The 20218-nt window shown below is 50.3% G+C and carries 19 protein-coding genes and 1 other annotated feature; of the genes, 18 read left to right on the top strand and 1 reads right to left on the bottom strand.

What is annotated here, in order from left to right:
- The first annotated feature begins 129 nt into the window (after positions 1–129).
- From ACP26N_RS10635 to ACP26N_RS10550, 18 genes are all read left to right on the top strand, one after another.
- Positions 130–453 (top strand): cell division protein SepF, encoded by a 324-nt coding sequence (locus ACP26N_RS10635; RefSeq protein ID WP_233494514.1) that lies wholly within the window; start codon positions 130–132, stop codon positions 451–453.
- Between the two features lie 2 nt (positions 454–455).
- Positions 456–728, top strand: a complete 273-nt coding sequence (locus ACP26N_RS10630; RefSeq protein ID WP_034769807.1) for a YggT family protein — start codon at positions 456–458, stop codon at positions 726–728.
- Positions 728–1501: a YlmH/Sll1252 family protein gene (locus ACP26N_RS10625; protein WP_131972483.1), complete on the top strand. Its 774-nt coding sequence runs from the start codon at positions 728–730 to the stop codon at positions 1499–1501. Before ACP26N_RS10630 ends, ACP26N_RS10625 begins: the two co-directional genes overlap by 1 nt.
- 26 nt (positions 1502–1527) lie before the next feature.
- On the top strand, positions 1528–2049 hold the full coding sequence (locus tag ACP26N_RS10620; RefSeq protein ID WP_131502637.1) for a DivIVA domain-containing protein: 522 nt from the start codon (positions 1528–1530) through the stop codon (positions 2047–2049).
- Positions 2050–2278 (top strand) — a binding site (T-box leader).
- A gap of 57 nt (positions 2279–2335) precedes the next feature.
- A complete protein-coding gene (ileS, locus tag ACP26N_RS10615; protein ID WP_426353801.1) occupies positions 2336–5071 on the top strand; it encodes an isoleucine--tRNA ligase in 2736 nt (911 codons plus the stop codon).
- Positions 5072–5143: 72 nt separating this feature from the next.
- Complete coding sequence (gene lspA / locus ACP26N_RS10610; RefSeq protein ID WP_012370820.1) at positions 5144–5617, top strand: signal peptidase II; 474 nt, start codon at positions 5144–5146, stop codon at positions 5615–5617.
- A complete protein-coding gene (locus ACP26N_RS10605) occupies positions 5618–6541 on the top strand; it encodes an RluA family pseudouridine synthase (RefSeq protein WP_026827946.1) in 924 nt (307 codons plus the stop codon).
- Positions 6542–6783: 242 nt separating this feature from the next.
- Positions 6784–7314 (top strand): bifunctional pyr operon transcriptional regulator/uracil phosphoribosyltransferase PyrR, encoded by a 531-nt coding sequence (pyrR, locus tag ACP26N_RS10600; protein ID WP_012370818.1) that lies wholly within the window; start codon positions 6784–6786, stop codon positions 7312–7314.
- 51 nt (positions 7315–7365) lie between these two features.
- Positions 7366–8682 (top strand): uracil-xanthine permease family protein, encoded by a 1317-nt coding sequence (locus tag ACP26N_RS10595; protein ID WP_426353800.1) that lies wholly within the window; start codon positions 7366–7368, stop codon positions 8680–8682.
- Between the two features lie 138 nt (positions 8683–8820).
- A complete protein-coding gene (locus ACP26N_RS10590; protein WP_426355409.1) occupies positions 8821–9720 on the top strand; it encodes an aspartate carbamoyltransferase catalytic subunit in 900 nt (299 codons plus the stop codon).
- 1 nt (position 9721) lies between these two features.
- Positions 9722–10993, top strand: a complete 1272-nt coding sequence (locus ACP26N_RS10585) for a dihydroorotase (protein WP_426353799.1) — start codon at positions 9722–9724, stop codon at positions 10991–10993.
- A complete protein-coding gene (locus ACP26N_RS10580) occupies positions 10986–12074 on the top strand; it encodes a carbamoyl phosphate synthase small subunit (RefSeq protein WP_426353798.1) in 1089 nt (362 codons plus the stop codon). The genes ACP26N_RS10585 and ACP26N_RS10580 overlap by 8 nt, the downstream gene beginning before the upstream one ends.
- Positions 12067–15279 (top strand): carbamoyl-phosphate synthase large subunit, encoded by a 3213-nt coding sequence (carB, locus tag ACP26N_RS10575; protein ID WP_426353797.1) that lies wholly within the window; start codon positions 12067–12069, stop codon positions 15277–15279. The genes ACP26N_RS10580 and carB overlap by 8 nt, the downstream gene beginning before the upstream one ends.
- Positions 15276–16007 carry a dihydroorotate dehydrogenase electron transfer subunit gene (locus ACP26N_RS10570; RefSeq protein ID WP_131502629.1) on the top strand — a complete coding sequence of 244 codons (732 nt, stop codon included), beginning with the start codon at positions 15276–15278 and terminating at the stop codon, positions 16005–16007. Before carB ends, ACP26N_RS10570 begins: the two co-directional genes overlap by 4 nt.
- Positions 16004–16933 (top strand): dihydroorotate dehydrogenase, encoded by a 930-nt coding sequence (locus tag ACP26N_RS10565; protein WP_131502628.1) that lies wholly within the window; start codon positions 16004–16006, stop codon positions 16931–16933. The genes ACP26N_RS10570 and ACP26N_RS10565 overlap by 4 nt, the downstream gene beginning before the upstream one ends.
- A complete protein-coding gene (gene pyrF / locus ACP26N_RS10560) occupies positions 16908–17606 on the top strand; it encodes an orotidine-5'-phosphate decarboxylase (protein WP_131502627.1) in 699 nt (232 codons plus the stop codon). Before ACP26N_RS10565 ends, pyrF begins: the two co-directional genes overlap by 26 nt.
- Positions 17603–18244 (top strand): orotate phosphoribosyltransferase, encoded by a 642-nt coding sequence (gene pyrE / locus ACP26N_RS10555; protein ID WP_131502626.1) that lies wholly within the window; start codon positions 17603–17605, stop codon positions 18242–18244. Before pyrF ends, pyrE begins: the two co-directional genes overlap by 4 nt.
- Positions 18245–18354: 110 nt before the next feature.
- Positions 18355–19164, top strand: a complete 810-nt coding sequence (locus ACP26N_RS10550; RefSeq protein WP_214852735.1) for a GNAT family N-acetyltransferase — start codon at positions 18355–18357, stop codon at positions 19162–19164.
- Between the two features lie 82 nt (positions 19165–19246).
- On the opposite strand, the gene ACP26N_RS10545 is transcribed toward ACP26N_RS10550, so the two are convergent.
- On the bottom strand, positions 19247–20218 hold the full coding sequence (locus tag ACP26N_RS10545) for a zinc-binding dehydrogenase (RefSeq protein ID WP_214852729.1): 972 nt from the start codon (positions 20216–20218) through the stop codon (positions 19247–19249).

Raw genomic sequence — 20218 nt, 5'->3', positions numbered from 1 at the left:
ACAGACGATTTAGATGAACTCGAATATGAAAATGATGCTACAATAAATAAAGGTAGAGGTGCATCACAGCAAGAATACGACGAGTACTACGAGGAATCTACCCCGAGTGTTACTCAAAAGGAGGACCCTGTGAGACAATCGAACATCGTACCCATTCATACAAAAAAGACAAAATCACAAGTCATTCTCAGTGAACCGCGTGTGTTTAACGAAGCACAGGAAATTGGCGAACATCTTCGCCAAAATCGTGCTGTCATCGTTAACATGCAGCGGATGTCTAAAGATCAATCACGCCAAATGATCAATTTCTTGTCAGGTGTCGTGTTTGCCCTTGATGGAACGATTACGACAATCAGTCAAAATACACTCCTCTGTGTTCCGAACAACGTCGAGCTGGCCGGAAGTATTTCAAATCTGCTCGGTGAAGATGATATCAACCATAAGGGGTGGTAAGCATGGATTCGCAAGTCATGTACGCAATCGGTCGTACACTCAGCACGTTACTTCAATACTACAGCTACGTCATGATTGCCTATATTTTATTATCGTGGTTCCCAAACGCACGTGAATCACGATTCGGTCAAGTTCTCGCTATGTTAGTTGAACCTTTCCTCGCGCCGTTCCGACGGATTATCCCGCCCATCGGAGGTATGCTTGACATTTCACCTATTGTTGCCTTTCTTGTGCTTAATCTCGCACAGTCGGGTATTCGAGCAATCTTCCTGTAATGAGTGTCTATGATCATTATCGCGGACATGAGCGGGAGTTCGTCGATCTCGTCTTGAATTGGATCGACCATGTCGAAGCGACCTATACGTTTAAAGTGACAGATTTTCTGGATCCGCGTGAACAACAAATTACCCGAGAACTCGTCGGAACAAAATGTGCCCTCTTTTTTGAGGGCGGTTTTGAAGGCGCCGAACGACAGCGTGCGCTGATTGCCCCTGATTATTATGAGCTTGAGGCCAACGATTTTGATATTGCCATTTATCGTATCCATTATCCCACCAAATTCGTAGAGCTCTCGCATCGCCAGGTGACAGGCACATTGCTGAATGTCGGATTAAAGCGAGGGAAATTCGGTGACGTGGTCATCCAAGATCAAGTCGTCCAATTTGCCGTTGCGAAAGAAGTGGCTTCTTATATCGAAGCAAATGTCGATCGTGCGGGAAAAACGAAGATTCGGTTGTCGCTCGTGGATTCAGAAGAACAGTTGAAGATTAAGGATCAAGAATGGCAAGAAGAACTGGGATTCGTCAGTTCGCTTCGTTTTGATACGGTTGTCAGTGAAATCCTTGGTTTTTCAAGACAAAAAGCGCAAAGCCTGATTAAACAAGGTGAAAGCAAAGTGAATTATAAAATCGTCGAAGATCCAAGTTTTTTGTTAGAGGAAGGCGACTTACTGTCCCTTCGCGGAACGGGACGTGTCAAGTTAATCGCCGTACTCGGCTCGACGAAACGGGATCGGATTAAATTGCAATACGGTCTGCTAAAAGGATAACCAACAAGCTGAGGGAGGATTTCATCATGCCATTGACGCCACTTGATATTCACAATAAGGAATTCACACGTAAGTTTCGCGGCTATGACGAAGATGAGGTCAATGAATTTCTTGATCAAGTCATCAAAGATTTTGAATTGTTGCTCCGGGAAAACCGTCAACAGCAAGAAGTCATTCAAAATATGCAGTCGCGTGTCGATTACTTCAGCTCGATGGAAGAAACATTAAACAAATCCATCATCGTGGCACAAGAAGCGGCAGAAGAAGTCAAAGCCAATGCGACGAAAGAAGCGAGCTTAATCGTCAAACAAGCGGAACGGGAAGCCGAGCAATTGCAAGATGCAGCACAACGTCGAGCACAGCGGACTGATTTCGAAGTCGAACAGATGCGTAAAAAAATCGAATTGTACCGGAATCGATTCAAAGTGTTGATTGACGCACAGATGGAATTGTTGACGAGCCATGACTGGGATGCATTCGATATTTCGACCCGGGGTGCGCTTGACGAGATTCCGGCAGTTGCGTATAATGACGACGATGTCATATAAGCTAAATCAATGAGAAGGACACGTCTTTTATCAGGATACTGTCAGCGAATCGGGGACTGGTGCGAGCCCGATCAGTGAATGAAAAAAGATATCCCCTTTGAGTGTGGGACTGAACATATTCATTAAGTTCCGCCGTTTCGCCTCCGTTATCGGGCTCTTAAGTGGTAATCTGTTTGTCAGGATTGCTAGTAGGGTGGTACCGCGAGTTCAAGCCAAGCTCGTCCCTATCAGGGGATGAGCTTGGCTTTTTTTGTACGTAAAATATAGACAAGTGAGGGAATGCCAAATGGAATACAAAGATACGTTATTGATGATGAAAACGGAATTTCTAATGCGGGGAAACTTACCGAAACGTGAACCAGATATGCAGGCACGCTGGAACGAGATGAATCTCTATGAAGCAGTTCAAGAAAAAAATACCGGAAAACCGACATTCATCCTGCACGACGGTCCTCCCTATGCAAACGGGGACATCCATATGGGACACGGATTGAACAAAGTCTTAAAAGACATCGTCGTCCGTTATAAATCAATGAACGGATTCCGTTCTCCGTACGTACCGGGTTGGGACACACACGGACTTCCAATCGAGACGGCTCTTCAAAAAGCGGGTGTCGACCGTAAATCGATGTCGGTCGCGGAATTCCGTGAGCTGTGTGCGAAGTATGCGCTCGAACAGGTCGATCATCAACGTGAACAATTCAAGCGTCTTGGTGTTCTCGGTGACTATGACAATCCATACATCACGTTGCAACCGGAATTCGAAGCAGCACAAATTCGTTTGTTCGGCGATATGGCCAATAAAGGTTACATCTATAAAGGGAAAAAACCGGTGTACTGGTCACCGTCATCGGAATCTGCTCTTGCAGAAGCCGAAATCGAATACCAGGATAAACGTTCTGCTGCCATCTACGTGGCGTTCCAAGTCATGGACGGAAAAAATATCTTGGAGCCGACAGATCATTTCGTCATCTGGACAACAACACCTTGGACAATTCCGGCAAACCTCGGAATCTCAGTCAGCGGTGAGTTGACATATGCACGCATCGAACACGAAGGAAAAGGCTATATCGTAGCCGAGACCCTCGTACCGGAAGTGATCGAAGCACTCGGCTGGGAAAATGCTACGGTTGGTCGTGTCTTTAACGGGACAGACTTTGAGTACATCAAAGCGAAACACCCGCTCTATGACCGGGAATCACTTGTCATGCTCGGCGATCACGTCACGGCAGAAGCGACGGGTGTTGTTCATACAGCACCTGGACACGGGGAAGATGACTTCAGAATCGGTCAAGCTTACGGTCTGGATGTGCTTTGTCCGGTTGACGATAAAGGTGTCATGACAGCAGAAGCTCCTGGTTTTGAAGGATTATTCTATGAAGATGCCAACAAAGAAATCGGTGTGGCATTAGAAGAAGCCGGTGCTTTATTAAAACTGTCATTCATCAAACACTCGTATCCGCATGACTGGCGGACGAAAAAACCGGTTATCTTCCGTGCGACACCCCAGTGGTTCGCTTCAATCAAAGATTTCCGGGCTGAAATCCTCGACGAAATCAAAGAAGTCCAGTGGGTACCGGAGTGGGGCGAAACACGTCTTCACAACATGTTCAAAGACCGTGGAGACTGGGTCATTTCCCGTCAACGCGCGTGGGGTGTTCCACTGCCAATCTTCTATGCAGAAGACGGTACGGAAATCGTCACACCGGAAACAATCGATCATATCGCGAACCTGTTTGCGGCACACGGATCAAACGTCTGGTATGAGCGGGAAGCCGTTGATTTGTTACCGGAAGGATTTACCCATCCGGCAAGCCCGAACGGAATCTTCAAAAAAGAAACGGACATCATGGATGTCTGGTTCGATTCCGGATCATCTCATGCCGGTGTTCTTGCTACACGTCCGGAACTCGAACGTCCGGCTGACTTGTATTTAGAAGGTTCTGACCAGTACCGTGGATGGTTCAACTCGTCTCTTTCGACAGCTGTCGCAACGACAGGGAAAGCACCTTACAAAGCTGTCGTCAGTCATGGATTCGTCCTTGACGGTCAAGGGCGGAAGATGTCGAAATCAATCGGAAATACGATTGCCCCGATCCAAATCATGCAACAATTCGGAGCAGAAATCCTTCGTCTTTGGGTCGCTTCTGTCGACTATCAATCGGACGTCCGGGCTTCAATGGATAACTTCAAACAAGTTTCGGAATCATACCGGAAAATCCGGAATACGGTCCGGTTCTTGCTTGGAAACCTGGATCAGTTCGATCATACGACGCATCGTGTTGCCTTTGCTGACTTACCGGAATCGGATCGCTTCATGCGGACGAAACTGGATCAACTCGTTGGCAAAGTAAAAGCGGCGTATGACGCGTATGACTTTATGGCGGTGTATCAATTGTTGCATAACTTCTGTGTCCTTGACTTGTCTTCGTTCTATCTCGATTATACGAAGGATATCTTGTACATCGAAAAAGCAGATGCACCAGCGCGTCGTGCCGTTCAAACGGTCATGTACGATACGGTCGTCACATTGTTACAACTGATGGCACCGGTCTTACCGCATACAGCAGACGAAGCATGGGAATTCGTTCCTGGCGTCGAGACGGCAAGCATCTTCTTGACGGATCTTCCGGAAGCACCGGAAGTGACAGAGGAAGGATTGGCATTGATTGCGAAATGGAACAGTTTCCTCGTCTTCCGTGATGATGTCTTGAAAGCACTCGAAGAAGCACGTGCCGAGAAACTTGTCGGGAAAACGCTCGAAGCGAAACTGGAACTGGCACCAAATGACGAAACGAAAGCATTGCTTGCGACAATCCATCATCTTGAGCAGTTATTGCAGGTTTCACAGATTGAGTTCGTCGCTTCGGCGGAGAAATCATACGGGACAACAGGTATCACTGTTCTGAAAGCAGATGGCGAAAAATGTGAACGCTGTTGGACATATTCGACTGAGCTTGGACAAGATCCGGCTCATCCGACACTTTGCCCACGTTGTACTGAAGTCGTCAATTCTTTATAATGAATCAGGGAGGGGCAGCTACGGCGACTTCGTAGCGGTCCCTCATTATTTTTGGATGTGGAGGAAAAAAGAATGTGGCTTTACTTAGCGATTGCTGCTGTACTCGTCGGAGTGGATCAATTGACGAAATGGATCGTCGTCCAACAGATGACGATTGGTCAAGCGATTGAGATCATTCCCAATTTCTTTTATTTAAATTCATACCGGAATCGTGGCGCTGCCTGGGGGATGCTTGAAGGGAAGTTTGGATTTTTCTTCGTCATCACGCTGGTCGTCGTCATTGGGCTGATTTATTTTCTTTACAAAGAAGGCACAAAAAACAAAGTATTTGCTTGGAGCGTCGCCTTATTACTCGGCGGAGCGGTCGGGAATTTCATCGACCGGATGGCACGTGGAGAAGTCGTCGACTTTTTTCATTTTTATCCGTTCGGGTATAACTTCCCGATATTTAATGTGGCAGACGTCAGTTTGACGTTTGGGGTTATTCTGATGCTGATCAGCGTCATGTTTGAAGAGCGTTTGACTAAGAAGGGAACGATTGATTAAATGAATGAACAAAATGAATGGGCTGTTAAAGCCAATGGTGCTACCGGTCGAATTGATAAATGGTTAGCGGAACAACAAGACTGGTCCCGGTCACAAGTCCAGGACTGGTTAAAAGCGGGACACGTCGAAGTGGACGGACGAATCGTCAAACCGAACTATAAGATGTCCGGTACGGAAGAGATCCTCGTCCGGATTCCGGAAGCCGTCGAGCTGGAAGTTTTACCGGAAGATATCCCGCTGGATGTCGTGTATGAAGACAGTGATGTCATCGTCATCAACAAACCAAAAGGGATGGTCGTGCATCCGGCAGCGGGGCACGTATCCGGAACACTCGTCAATGCCTTGCTCCATCATTGCCAGGATTTGTCCGGCATCAATGGTGTCAAACGTCCAGGGATCGTCCACAGAATCGATAAAGATACATCCGGTCTCCTGATGGTCGCTAAAAATGATTTGGCACATGAATCCCTGGCACAACAACTAAAAGACAAGACGACAGAGCGTCTGTACATCGCGCTTGTCCACGGCGAGATTCCGCATGAACTGGGAACGATTGAAGCACCGGTCGGCCGTGACAAAAATGACCGTCAACGAATGACTGTGACGGATAAAAACTCAAAAGCCGCTGTGACGCATTTCCGCGTCCTTGACCGTTACGAAGGGTTCACGGTTGTTGAATGTAAGCTCGAGACAGGACGGACGCACCAGATTCGTGTCCACATGCGTTATATTGGTTTCCCGCTCGCCGGAGATCCGAAATACGGACCACGGAAAACGATGAAAATGAACGGTCAAGCGCTTCATGCGGCTGTTCTTGGATTCAAGCATCCACGGACTGGTGAGATGTTACATTTCGAGGCACCGTTGCCGGAAGAGATGACGTTCGAGATCAGTCAGTTGAAAAAACTTGAATTAGAGTCTTGACGTTTTTCTAATAAAACGGTAGAGTATCACCTAGAGAGCGATGCGAGACATCTGCCTCACACAACCGGTCGTCCGCGTTGACGATCCTACCCATAGCACACCTTTAAACGAGTCCGGAGAGGCTACGAAAGGGAGACACTTCATTTGTGTAGATACGTGTAGCGTGAGCTACCCACACTTATTGTCTTCAACAACCTCCTGCGACTTTACGCAGGAGGTTTTTTTGCAGAAAGGAGCAAGTGATGAAACCATCCGTCATTTTAGATGAAGCCGCAATCAGTCGGGCATTGACACGCATCGCCCATGAAATCATCGAACGCAACAAAGGAATTGATCAACTGATGATCGTCGGTATCAAGACACGTGGTGAGACACTGGCCCGCCGTCTGGCCCGCCGGATTGAAGAGATTGAAGGCAAACCGGTCCTGCTTGGTGTCGTGGACATCTCGATGTACCGGGATGACTTATCGAAAAAAAGTCTTGAGCCGGAAATCAAAGGCACGGACATGCCGGAGACGGTGACCGGAAAAATCATCGTCCTGGTGGATGACGTCCTATACACCGGACGCACCGTCCGCGCCGCGATGGATGCGCTCGTTGATCACGGTCGTCCGAGTATGATTCAACTCGCTGTCCTCGTCGACCGGGGACACCGTGAGCTTCCGATCCGACCAGATTTCATCGGGAAGAATGTCCCGACATCACGCGAAGAACAAGTCGTCGTCGCCTTATCTGAAGTCGATGACGCCGATCAAGTATTTATCAAACGTTAAACACAAATACCTTTAACGTGGTCCAGAGAGACCAGAAAGGGAGTTATCCTTATGAAAACCCACACAGCGATTCTTGATGTACAAGAACGGCCAAAACACCCCCTGCAATGGCTGATGCTCAGCCTCCAACATGTCTTCGCGATGTTTGGCGCGACGGTCCTGGTTCCGTTATTAACGGGATTAAACACATCCGTTGCCCTCGTCGCAAGCGGAGTCGGCACCTTGATTTTCCTCGCCGTCACACGCTTTAAAGTCCCGACGTACTTAGGTTCAAGTTTTGCTTATATCGTCCCGATCATTGCTGTCAGTGAACGCTGGGGAGTGGAAGATGCCCTTGTCGGTGGAATGGTCGCCGGGCTGGTCTACGGAATCGTTTCACTCGTCATCACATATACAGGGGTCGGTTGGCTGATGAAACTATTGCCACCGGTCGTCATCGGACCGGTCATCATGGTCATCGGATTATCGCTTGCGCCGACAGCTGTCAACATGGCAATGAACGGAGCGGACGGAAAGTACAGCGGTACCTTCCTCCTCGTTGCCTTGACGACACTCGCCGTGACGTTACTTGCCATGACGTATTTCAAAGGCATGTGGAGTACGGTGCCGATCCTGTTCGGTATCTTGACGGGTTATCTGGTCGCTGTCGCGGCGGGAATCGTTGATTTCACTTCACTGAAACAGGCGAGCTTTTTCCAAATTCCTAACTTTATGGTACCGTTCCTGGATTACTCACCAACCTTGAACTGGGCAGCACTTGCACTCATCGTCCCGGTCACACTCGTCACATTAACAGAACACATCGGAGAACAAAAAGTGACATCACGGATTATCGGGCGCGAGACGCTTCTTGATCCGGGGATGCACCGGACGGTTCTCGCAGACGGACTGGCGAAGACGATTGCCTCAATGCTCGGCGGTCCGCCGGTGACGACATACGGTGAAAACAACGGTGTCATGGCCATTACCCGCGTATACAGCGTCTTTGTCCTCGGAGGCGCAGCCGTTCTTGCCATCAGCTTCGGATTCCTCGGCTATGTCGAAGGATTCATCAAAACGATTCCGACACCTGTCATGGGCGGCATCAGTATCCTGCTGTTTGGCGTCATCGCTTCAAACGGTCTGCGGACTCTGGTTGAAAGTAAAGTCGATCTTGCGGATAAACGCAATCTGACGATCACTGCTGTCATCCTGGTCATCGGAATCGGCGGGGCTGCTTTGAAAATCGGTAATTTCTCGTTAGAAGGAATGGCACTGGCGACGATTCTAGGAGTCCTTTTGAATCTGATCTTGCCGAAAACGAGTACCGAAGTGGCAGAACAAGAACAAGAATCATCACAACCGAAACGAGCAGCTAACGACTTTTAAGACGTTCCAGAGAGAACGATAAAGTGGAGGCCCTTCAGAAACAGATGGCGACATCTGTCTTCTTCAGCGCACCTTCACATCAGAAGGTGCGCTTTTTTGCGGCCCAAAGGAGAGAAGAACATGCAGACACGACAACGGATTGCCCATTTTACAAGTCTTGACGAGCTGTCGACAACTGAAATCGAACGATTGATAAAGCGGGGACTGCAACTGAAACAAGGCGCACCCGCCCGGCCATTGCCGAAGAAAACCGTCGCTAACTTATTTTTCGAACATTCGACCCGGACCAAATGTTCATTTGACATGGCGGAATATCATCTCGGATTGCACGTCCTGCCATTCGAAACGGCGACCTCATCCGTTCAAAAAGGTGAAACGTTACTGGATACATGTAAGACGTTACAGGCGATCGGCGTCGATGCGCTCGTCATCCGTCACGGAGAGACCGGTTATTACGAACCACTGCAACACCATCTGTCGATTCCAATCATTAATGCCGGAGACGGCAGCGGACAGCATCCTTCACAATCCTTACTGGATTTGATGACCATGTACGAGACATACGGTCATGTCAGCGGGAAAACGATCGTCATCTGCGGGGATCTCCGGCATAGCCGGGTTGCCCGCTCCAATGCACACGTCTTACAGCGGTTGGGAGCGACCGTCATCGGTTCCGGACCGAGGGACTGGTTCGATGAAACGATGGGAATCACTTACCGGGAGATGGATGAGGCAGTAGCCACGAGTGATATCATCATGCTGCTCCGCGTTCAGCATGAACGGCATGCGGATAAGCATTCGTTTGCAACAGATGAGTATCACGAACGGTACGGGTTAACGGAGGACCGGATGAACCAGATTCGACCGGATGCGATTGTATTACATCCCGCACCGGTCAACCGCGGCGTTGAAATTGCCGAAGAACTGGTTGAACATCCGCAATCGCGTATCTTTGATCAGATGACGAATGGTGTATTTGCGCGAATGGCGATTTTAGAACGGGCGTTTGAGACAGCAACGACAAAGGAGACGATATAAGATGGCAATCCGAATTGATCATGCGACATGGTATAAAAATGGGGAACGGCACGAGTCGAGCATTCGCATCGAAGAGGGTGTCTTGGCGGAGCTCGATGCGACACCACGCGAGACGGATCAGGTGATTGATGCGACAGGTTATACGGTCGCACCAGGATTTGTCGATATTCATGTTCATTTACGCGAACCGGGCGGCGAACATAAGGAGACGATCGCGACGGGAACGGCAGCAGCGGCGGCAGGCGGGTTTACGACGATTTGTCCGATGCCGAACACGCGACCGGTTCCGGATGACCGGGAGACGCTGGATGCGCTCTTTAAAAAGATTGAAGAAACGGCATCTGTCCGTGTTTTCCCTTATGCGGCGATTTCAAAAAATCAGCTAGGGCAGGAACTCGTCGCATTTGAACAACTGACCGATGCCTTTGCTTTCACGGATGACGGAGTCGGTGTCCAAAGTGCCGCTGTCATGCGGGAAGCGATGATACGCGCCGCCGCCGTCAATAAAAGTATCATCGCCCATTGTGAAGATGATTCGCTGAAGGCAGGTTGTGTCCATGAAGGAGCGTATAGTGCACGCGAAGGATTACAGGGAATCCCGTCACTGGCCGAAAGCGTTCATATCGCGCGGGATGTCTTGATTGCGGAAGCGACCGGCTGTCATTATCACGTCTGCCATGTCTCGACAAAGGAATCCGTCCGGGTGATCCGGGATGCAAAACGGGCAGGGATTCGGGTGACGGCGGAAGTCACGCCCCATCATCTGGTGTTAACGGAAGACGATATCGTCGGACGCGATCCAAACTTCAAGATGAATCCACCACTTCGGAGCGAAGCGGATCGCCAAGCATTGCTGGAGGGTTTGCTGGACGGGACGATTGATTGTATCGCAACGGATCATGCGCCGCATGCAACAGAGGAAAAAGCACTCGGCATCGAGCGGGCTCCGTTCGGAATTACAGGATTTGAGACAGCATTTCCGTTGTTGTATACGAAGCTGGTCGAACCGGGCATCGTCACGCTTGCCCAGTTGCTCGATTGGTTGTCACGTAAACCGGCTGATTTGTTTGACTTGCCATTTGGACGAATCGAAGTCGGAGCACCTGCCGATCTTGTCTTACTCGATCTAAAGACAGTTCGGACGGTTCAACCGGATCAGTTTTTCTCGAAAGGGAAAAACACACCATTTAGTGGAGAACGACTAACGGGCTATCCGGTCTTGACGCTCGTCGGTGGAGAAATTGTATTCAAGGGGGAAATGACACATGTCTAAACGGACGTTGATTTTAGAAGATGGAATGGTGTTTGAAGGAGAAGCATTTGGTGCAAGCGAGGTGACGATGGGGGAAGTGGTCTTCCAAACAGGCATGACCGGGTATCAAGAGATGTTATCCGATCCTTCCTACTGTGATCAAATGATCGTCTTAACCAATCCGTTGATCGGCAACTACGGCATGAACCGTGATGACTATGAAACGACCCGTCCGCTTGCGAAAGCACTGATTGTCCGGGAAGTCTGTCATACACCATCAAACTTCCGCTCCCAGACGTCACTTGCAGCGGCTCTAGAGGAATTCAACATTCCCGGTTTAACGGGAATCGATACCCGTCAGTTAACCCGACACCTGCGTTCAAAAGGAGTCATGCGGGGACTCCTCGTCGATGGAGCGTACGAGTTGTCCGAGCAACTGGACCGGATTCAACAGATGACGCTTGCAACCGATCAGGTCAAACGGGCTTCGACGGAACGCGCCTATATCATCCCGGGTGCCGGTCCACGGATCGTCTTGGTCGATTTCGGTGCCAAACTCGGGATTATCCGGGAGCTTGTCCGACGCGGATGCGAAGTCGTCGTCGTCCCGCACGACGTGACGGCGAAGGATGTCTTGCGTTACGTACCGGACGGTGTCATGTTATCGAACGGTCCCGGGAATCCAAAAGATGTTCCGACCGCGATTCCCTTAATTCAGGAACTGACCGGTCAAGTCGTCATCTTTGGCATCTGTCTTGGTCATCAATTGATTGCCTTGGCGCATGGAGCAGATACGTTTAAATTACCGTTTGGTCACCGGGGAGCAAACCACCCGGTCGAAGATCTTCAAACGGGACAAGTCAGTATCACGTCACAAAATCATGGTTACGCTGTCGAGGAAGAGTCGCTGGTCGGGTTGAATCTCATGCTGACGCACCGGGCGATCAATGATGGGACCGTTGAAGGAATCCGGCATACGATCCACCCCGTCTTTTCCGTTCAGTATCACCCTGAAGCTTCTCCCGGACCGATGGATGCCAATGATTTATTTGATCAATTTTTAACAGAAATCACGAACCAACAGGAGGTCTCTCATGCCTAAACGTCAAGATATTCAAAAGATTCTCGTTATCGGATCCGGTCCAATCGTCATCGGACAAGCGGCAGAATTTGATTATGCCGGAACACAAGCCTGCCAAGCCTTAAAAGAGGAAGGTTACGAAGTCGTTCTCGTTAACTCCAATCCGGCGACCATCATGACGGATCCGACAGTAGCGGACCGCGTGTACATCGAACCGTTACAAGCAGAGTTTGTTTCCCGGATCATCCGGAAAGAACGTCCCGATGCGTTACTCGCGACTCTCGGCGGACAAACGGGTCTGAATCTTGCTGTTGAACTGGATCGACTGGGTGTTCTTGCCGAATATGGCGTCGAGCTGCTCGGGACGAAGCTGACGGCAATCGAGGAAGCGGAAGATCGTGATTTGTTCAGAAAATTGATGTTTAGACTCGGGCACGGTGTTCCGGAAAGTGAGATCGTGCATACAGTCGAAGAAGCCGAACACTTTTGTGCGAAAATCGGTCTTCCAATCATTATTCGACCGGCATATACGCTTGGTGGAACCGGTGGCGGCATCGCTGAAACGATGGATGAGTTCATCCGGATTGTCGAAGGCGGACTCAAAGCCAGTCCGGCGACACAGGTTTTACTTGAGAAATCAATCGCCGGGATGAAAGAAGTCGAATTTGAAGTCATGCGTGACGCGACGAACCAGGCAATCATCGTCTGTGCGATGGAAAACTTTGATCCGGTTGGTGTCCATACGGGTGACTCGATCGTCTTTGCTCCGACACAAACGTTATCCGACCGCGATTATCAGATGATGCGTAATGTATCGCTCGATATCATTCGTGCACTCGGGATCGAAGGTGGGTGCAATATCCAATTCGCACTCGATCCGGTGAGTTTCACGTATTATGTCATCGAAGTGAATCCGCGTGTATCGCGTTCTTCGGCACTGGCTTCGAAAGCGACAGGATATCCGATTGCTAAACTGGCCGCGAAAATCGCCGTCGGGTATGCCTTATCCGAGTTGAAGAATCCGATTACGGAAACAAGTTTTGCTTCGTTCGAACCGGCACTTGACTATGTCGTCGCCAAGATTCCCCGTTGGCCGTTTGATAAGTTTGAGTCGGCGGACCGGACACTCGGGACGCAGATGAAAGCGACGGGCGAAGTGATGGCCATGGGACGGACGATGGAGGAAGCCTTGCTGAAAGCAGTCCGTTCGCTTGAAATCGGTCAATCCGATTTACACATGACACGTTTTGCTGAAATGAATGAAGCCGATCTGCACCGTCAGATCGTCAAAGCGACGGATGAACGATTGTTTGCCCTCTATGCCGGCATCGAACGCGGTTATACCGTCGAACAGTTGCACGAATGGACAAGCATCGACCGGTTATTCTTAGAAAAACTGCATCACATCCACCGAATTGAACAGGATATCGTCAAGAATGGATTGACACAGGAACGCCTGCATCATGCCAAACGCTATGGCTTCAGTGACCAAATGCTCGCCCGGATTACGGAACAAACCGAGACAGCTGTCCGGTCCATCCGTAACGAAGCGGGACTGCATCCAGTTTATAAAATGGTCGATACGTGTGCAGCGGAATTTGCATCCGACACACCGTATTACTACGGCACGTACGAAGTTGAAAACGAGGCGACACCAACAACACGGCCGTCGATTCTTGTCCTCGGTTCCGGACCGATCCGGATCGGGCAAGGGGTGGAGTTTGATTATGCAACGGTCCATTCCATTCAAGCGATTCGTGAAGCGGGATATGAAGCCATCATCGTCAACAATAACCCGGAGACGGTCTCAACTGACTTCTCGATTTCTGACCGGCTCTATTTTGAACCCTTGACGACGGAAGATGTACTCGAAGTCATCCGAAACGAACAGCCGATTGGGGTCATCGTGCAATTCGGCGGACAGACGGCAATCAATTTAGCTGAATCGCTTGAAGCGGAAGGGGTGAAGATTCTTGGAACGGCTCTTGAGGATCTCGACCGGGCAGAAGATCGGAAACAGTTTGAAGCGGCCCTGACACAGCTTGAAATTCCGCAACCTCCGGGGAAAACAGCTGTCACAGTAGCTGAAGCGACAGAAGCGGCAAGCGAGCTCGGGTATCCGGTTCTCGTCCGCCCGTCTTATGTCCTGGGCGGACGTGCGATGGAGATTGTCTACGGACAGCAGGAGCTGGAACATTATATGAAACACGCCGTCATTGCCTCGCCGGAACGTCCGGTTCTCGTCGACCGTTATTTGACCGGAATGGAACTTGAGGTGGATGCGATTTGTGACGGAGAAGATGTTGTCATTCCGGGCATCATGGAACATATCGAACGGGCCGGCGTCCACTCCGGGGATTCCATCGGCGTTTATCCGCCGCAACGGGTACCGCAAGCGATCAAGGATTTGATTGTCGATTATACGACGCGGATTGCCAAAGCCTTCCGGATCAAAGGATTGCTTAATATCCAATTCGTCTTTGCAGACGGAGAACTGTATGTGCTCGAAGTCAATCCGCGGGCAAGTCGGACCGTCCCGTTCATCTCAAAAGTCACCGGCTTACCGGTTGCACGCCTGGCGACGAATGTCATCTTGGGAGATACGCTCGCATCTTACGGATTGACGAGTGGCGTCTTACCGGAAGAAGAACTGGTCTCTGTAAAAGTACCGGTCTTCTCGTTTGCGAAGCTGAAGGAAGTCGATCCGTCGCTCGGACCGGAGATGAAATCGACCGGAGAAGTCATTGGAACGGACCGGACACTCGAAAAAGCGCTTTATAAAGGGTTGCTTGCCTCCGGTATGGCGATTCCGGAACACGGCCGTGTCTTGTTGACGGTCGCTGATCAGGATAAACAGGAAATGCTCGATCTCGCCAAACGCTTTACGGCACTCGGCTTTACACTTCTTGCCACGGCCGGAACAGCCGGTGTCTTGGCGGAGCACGGTCTGCGTGTCCAAGTCGTCGGTAAGCTCGGTTCGGAACAAGGGTCAATGCTCGAATGGATTGAAAAAGCGGAAGTTGAATATGTCATCAATACGATGAGTCGGGATTCGCAAGTCACGAAAGACGGCTTCATCATTCGCCGGGCAGCAGCAGAAAACAATGTCGTCTGTCTGACTTCTCTTGATACCGCGGAAGCTTTATTACGGGTCATTGAAAGCCTGTCCTTTGAAGCCAGTGCCATTCAGCCATTCGACTATATGAAAAAGGCGGTGACGCGATGATTCAACTTTTGACGGTCGTGACACGACGACAAATTGCTTCAGGCGCGACAGAATTAGTCTGTCGCCGTCCTGACGCGACGCCTATCGAACCAGGGCGGTTCATGCATTTGCGGGTCGGTCCATTATTACGTCGCCCGATCTCGATTGCTAACGTCGAAGGAGATTTAATCACATTTTTGTTCAAGGAAATCGGTCAAGGTACAAAAGAACTGGCGCGTCTTCGGGCGGGGGATCAAATCGATGCACTCGGCCCACTCGGAAACGGGTTTCCGGTCGAACATGTCGCGCGTGATGCCAAAATTGTGTTGGTCGGGGGAGGTATCGGGGTTCCACCGCTCTATTACACGATGCGTCGACTGGTCGAACGGGGAATTGCCTGCGAAGCAATTTTGGGATTCGATACGGCAGACAGTGTCTTTTATGAAGACGAGTTTCGAAAACTTGGTCCGACGACGGTGACGACCGTCGACGGGACAGCAGGAATTCAAGGATTCGTGACCGCCGCACTCGACAGCAACCGGTTCGATACACTGTTCGCCTGTGGACCGGAACCGATGTTACGCTCGATTCAACAGGTTCCGATCGAACATAAGTTTTTATCGATTGAAAACCGGATGGGGTGCGGCATTGGCGCCTGTTTCGCTTGTGTCTGTCCGACACCTGACGGACATTATGTCAAAACCTGTTCCGATGGTCCGGTCTTCCGGGCAGAAGAGGTGATTCTATGAACCGTCTACATGTGACGTTACCCGGTCTGAATTTAAAAAATCCGATCATTCCGGCGTCCGGATGTTTCGGATTCGGTGAAGAGTTTGCCAAACTGTACGATTTATCCATGCTTGGAGGCATCATGATCAAAGCGGCGACCGGGGAAGAACGGTATGGCAATCCGACGCCGCGGGTTGCAGAGAGCGGTATGGGCATGCTGAATGCGATCGGTTTACAAAATCCGGGTGTCGACGGAATCATCGCACAGAAATTACCGTTTCTCAGTCAGTTTGATACAGAAATCATTGCGAATGTGGCCGGCTCGACACCAGAAGAATATGAGGAAGTCACGAGACGGATCAGCCGGGATCCGGTCGTTAAAGCAATCGAGTTGAACATCTCCTGTCCAAACGTCAAGTCCGGCGGGTTGCAGTTCGGAACGGATCCGAAGATGGCGGCTGAGCTGACACGGCGCGTCAAAGCGGTTTCCGAAAAACCGGTCTATGTCAAATTATCTCCAAATGTCACGTCGATTGTTGAGATGGCCCAAGCAGTTGAACAGGCGGGTGCGGATGGACTGACGATGATCAATACACTTGTCGGGATGCGGATCGACGTTCGGACCGGTCAACCGATTTTGGCTAACCGGATCGGCGGATTGTCCGGACCAGCCATCAAACCGGTTGCCATTCGGATGATTCACGATGTCGCCCAAGTCGTCTCGATTCCGATCATCGGGATGGGAGGCGTCATGGAAGTGGATGATGTACTCGAGATGATTTACGCAGGCGCGTCAGCGGTAGCGATTGGAACGGCAAATTTCGTGAATCCGTTCATTTGTCAGGAACTGATAACGGCATTGCCGAAACGAATGGACGAGTTAGGCATTGAACACATTTTGGACATCAGGGGGAAAGCATATGGAGCAACTTTACATCGCGCTTGATTTTGAGTCAGCCAACCAAGTCGAACGATTTTTAGAAAAATTGGCACCACACCGTCCGGCAGTCAAAATCGGGATGGAGCTGTATTATGCGGAAGGTCCCGCTTTTGTCCGGCATTTGGTCAAACAAGGACATGCTGTTTTTCTCGATTTAAAAGTCCATGATATTCCAGAAACTGCCCGACGGACGATGCGGATCATTGGTCAACTCGGTGTTGAACTGACGAACGTCCACGCAGCAGGTGGAAAAACAATGATGCAGGCGGCCCTTGCAGGATTACGTGAGACGTCGGCCGATACACGGTTGATTGCCGTCACCCAACTGACATCGACCGATCAAGCGATGTTAACCGAACTGATGATTCCACACACGATGGACGAGGTGGTTGCGCACTATGCACGCGAAGCCGAACAGGCCGGTCTTGACGGAGTCGTGTGTTCCGCTCTCGATACGACGCACATCAAGGCCATCTGTCGACCCGGATTCCAACTGGTCACTCCGGGAATCCGGCCGAACGGGACGGCAGCAAATGATCAAAAACGGATTGCGACCGTGACGGACGCCGGACGAAACGGGGCGACGGATCTCGTCATCGGACGTGCCATCACACAGGCAGAGGATCCGAAAGCCGTCTATGAAGCATTACTCTCAGAATGGAAGGGGATCAGATCATGAATCAACTGGCAAAGGCTTTACTCGAAATCGAAGCGGTCACGTTAGCACCGACGACACCGTATACGTGGGCGAGCGGGTTACGGTCGCCCATTTATTGTGACAACCGGCTGACTTTATCCAGTCCGGCCGTTCGGACGCTGATTGCCGACAAATTAGCGGAACGCATCCGGCTCTTAAACGTCGATGTCATCGCCGGGACGGCAACAGCCGGTATTCCGCATGCGGCGCTCGTCGCGGAACGACTCGGTCTTCCAATGATTTATATCCGAGGGAGTGCCAAAGGACACGGAAAAGGGAATCAGATTGAAGGACGTTTGCAAGCCGGACAACGTGTCATCGTCGTCGAAGACTTATTGTCGACGGGGACGTCCTCGATTGAAGCCACCCAAGCAGTTGAAGCAGCCGGGGCAACCGTTGTCCGGATTCAAGCCATCTTCTCTTACGGCATGACACGACTGAAGGAAAACTTAACGGCGGCCGAAGTGGAAGCGGATGCGTTACTGACGTTTTCAGAATTGCTGGAGACAGCTGTCGAGACGGCCTACATTTCCAAAGAAGAACAGGACGCTTTACAGACCTGGTCGGTGGATCCGGTGAAGTGGAGTGAAGCGTTCCTAGCGGTCGCAAAACAGAATTAATTACGACAGCATGAGTGAAGTGAGCCGAGCATGACGGAAATGATGAGAATCATCCGTCATGCGTTCTTTTTTTTGATACACTGAAAACAAAGAAAAGGAGCTGTTTTCAGATGTTGACCCATTATCGTGATTATGAGAGCTTCAAACAGGTTGCGGTCCCGTTGCTTGAACGACGACCTGATGTCCATCAGTTGCCGCTCGGGATACTCGAACGGGGGGATGTCCCGATTTTGATGGCGATTGCAGAAGAGGGAGACCGGACGATTGTCGTCCTGCAAACAATTGAAGAACAGGCGATCCTGGCAGGGGATGTGTTTACATACGAAGGAATTCGAAAGTTATCACGGATTTTGAACTGCCCCGGATATGTCGGCGAGCAGGCAATCATTAAACCGTTGCTGGCTTCGCACAGTCCGTTTCAAATCAAGATGGATCAAGGGATTTACGCATTGACGACGGTGATTCCTCCGGTAACGCTCGACTATGAGTTCCGTCTAATCGAGGAACGGTTTGCTGATCAGGCTGTTGCGTTCGGCTGGTCATTCATCCAAGAGACCGGCGCCTTACCCGCGACAGAACGCAGTCGTTTGAAAAATAAACAAACGATCCTAAAACATATTCAAGCAGATACCTTGTTTGGTCTGTTCGACGGGGAGCAGTTACTCGCGATGGCGTCTTCCAGTCGACCAACTGCTTCGGGTGTGACGATTTCGTATGTCTTCACCCCGCAAAAATGGCGGAAACAAGGGATTGCTTCTTACTTAGTGGCATGTTTGTCCGAGCATTTATTACAGCAGTATCCGATGGTGTCATTGTACACGGACTGGTCGAATCCGACGTCGAACAAGATTTATCAAGCAGTCGGCTTTAAACTCGTCGGACGTTCGGTACAAATTACGAAACGTCCGAAATACCAATGACCGGATGACAGCATGAAAAAGCAGCAGTGCTTTCCTGAATCATGAGGAAGTACTGCTGCTTTTGTTGTAGAAATAAGATATGTTAAAACGTCGCGATGATTTTTCCGCGGACGTGGCGCTCTGACAAACGTTGTAAGCCTTTGACGATGTCTGCCGCCGGAATTTCTTCCGTGACGAGCGGATCCAGTTCTTTTGCTGCAACGAGTTTTAGAAGCTCACTTGCCATATGACCGAGATTCCGGATGGCACGGTCATCTTCGCTCGCATAAGCAGCAGCGAGTGCGACTTCATGAACGGACGGAGAGAGCGTAAACGGTTTGACGACCGATTGATCGGGTCCACCGGCGATGAAGGCAAGTTGACCGGAAAAAGCGAGGCGTCCGAAATCCGCTGTTGCTTCATCACGACCTACCGTGTTGAAAATCAAATCAGCACCGCGACCGTTCGTCCAGTTTCGGATGGCTTCTGTCACGTTTTCTTTTTTATAGTCGATGGCAAGATCCGCACCGAGTTTCTTGACCCAATCGTGATTTTCCTTTGAGGCCGTCGTCGCAACGGATAACCCGAGACGTTTGGCAAGTTGAATACCGATTCCGCCGACACCACCTGCACCGGCATGGATGAGGATCGTTTCTTTACCGGTCGTGTTCATCTTTTGAACGATTGCTTCATAGGCGGTCATCCCGGCACACAAAATCGCCGCTGCCTCGGTGAAGCTGACAGCATCCGGAATTTTGGCCAGGGCACGGGCATCGACGACTGCATATTCCGCAAAGGTTCCGTTTTTTTGGAGGTTCGTATGGATTGCCACCCGGTCACCGGGCTCGACACCCGTTACGTTTTTCTCCACTTGTTCAACGATACCGGTTAAATCAACACCCGGAATATGCGGGTACGTCCAAGCCGGATTTTTCGTCGCTTTATAATCAACAGGATTCAAGGCGGCGGCTTGGACGCGAATCATGGCCTGCCCTTCACCCGGTGTGGGTGTTTCGACTTCTTCAAATGTCCATTGATCGATAGTGTCGCCTGCGTGATTTAGCCATGCTTTCAT

This window comes from Exiguobacterium sp. R-39 (assembly GCF_049942815.1).
Lineage (GTDB): Bacteria > Bacillota > Bacilli > Exiguobacteriales > Exiguobacteriaceae > Exiguobacterium_A.
Note: the sequence above shows the minus strand (reverse complement) of the source record. Positions and strands in the feature narration are given on the sequence as shown.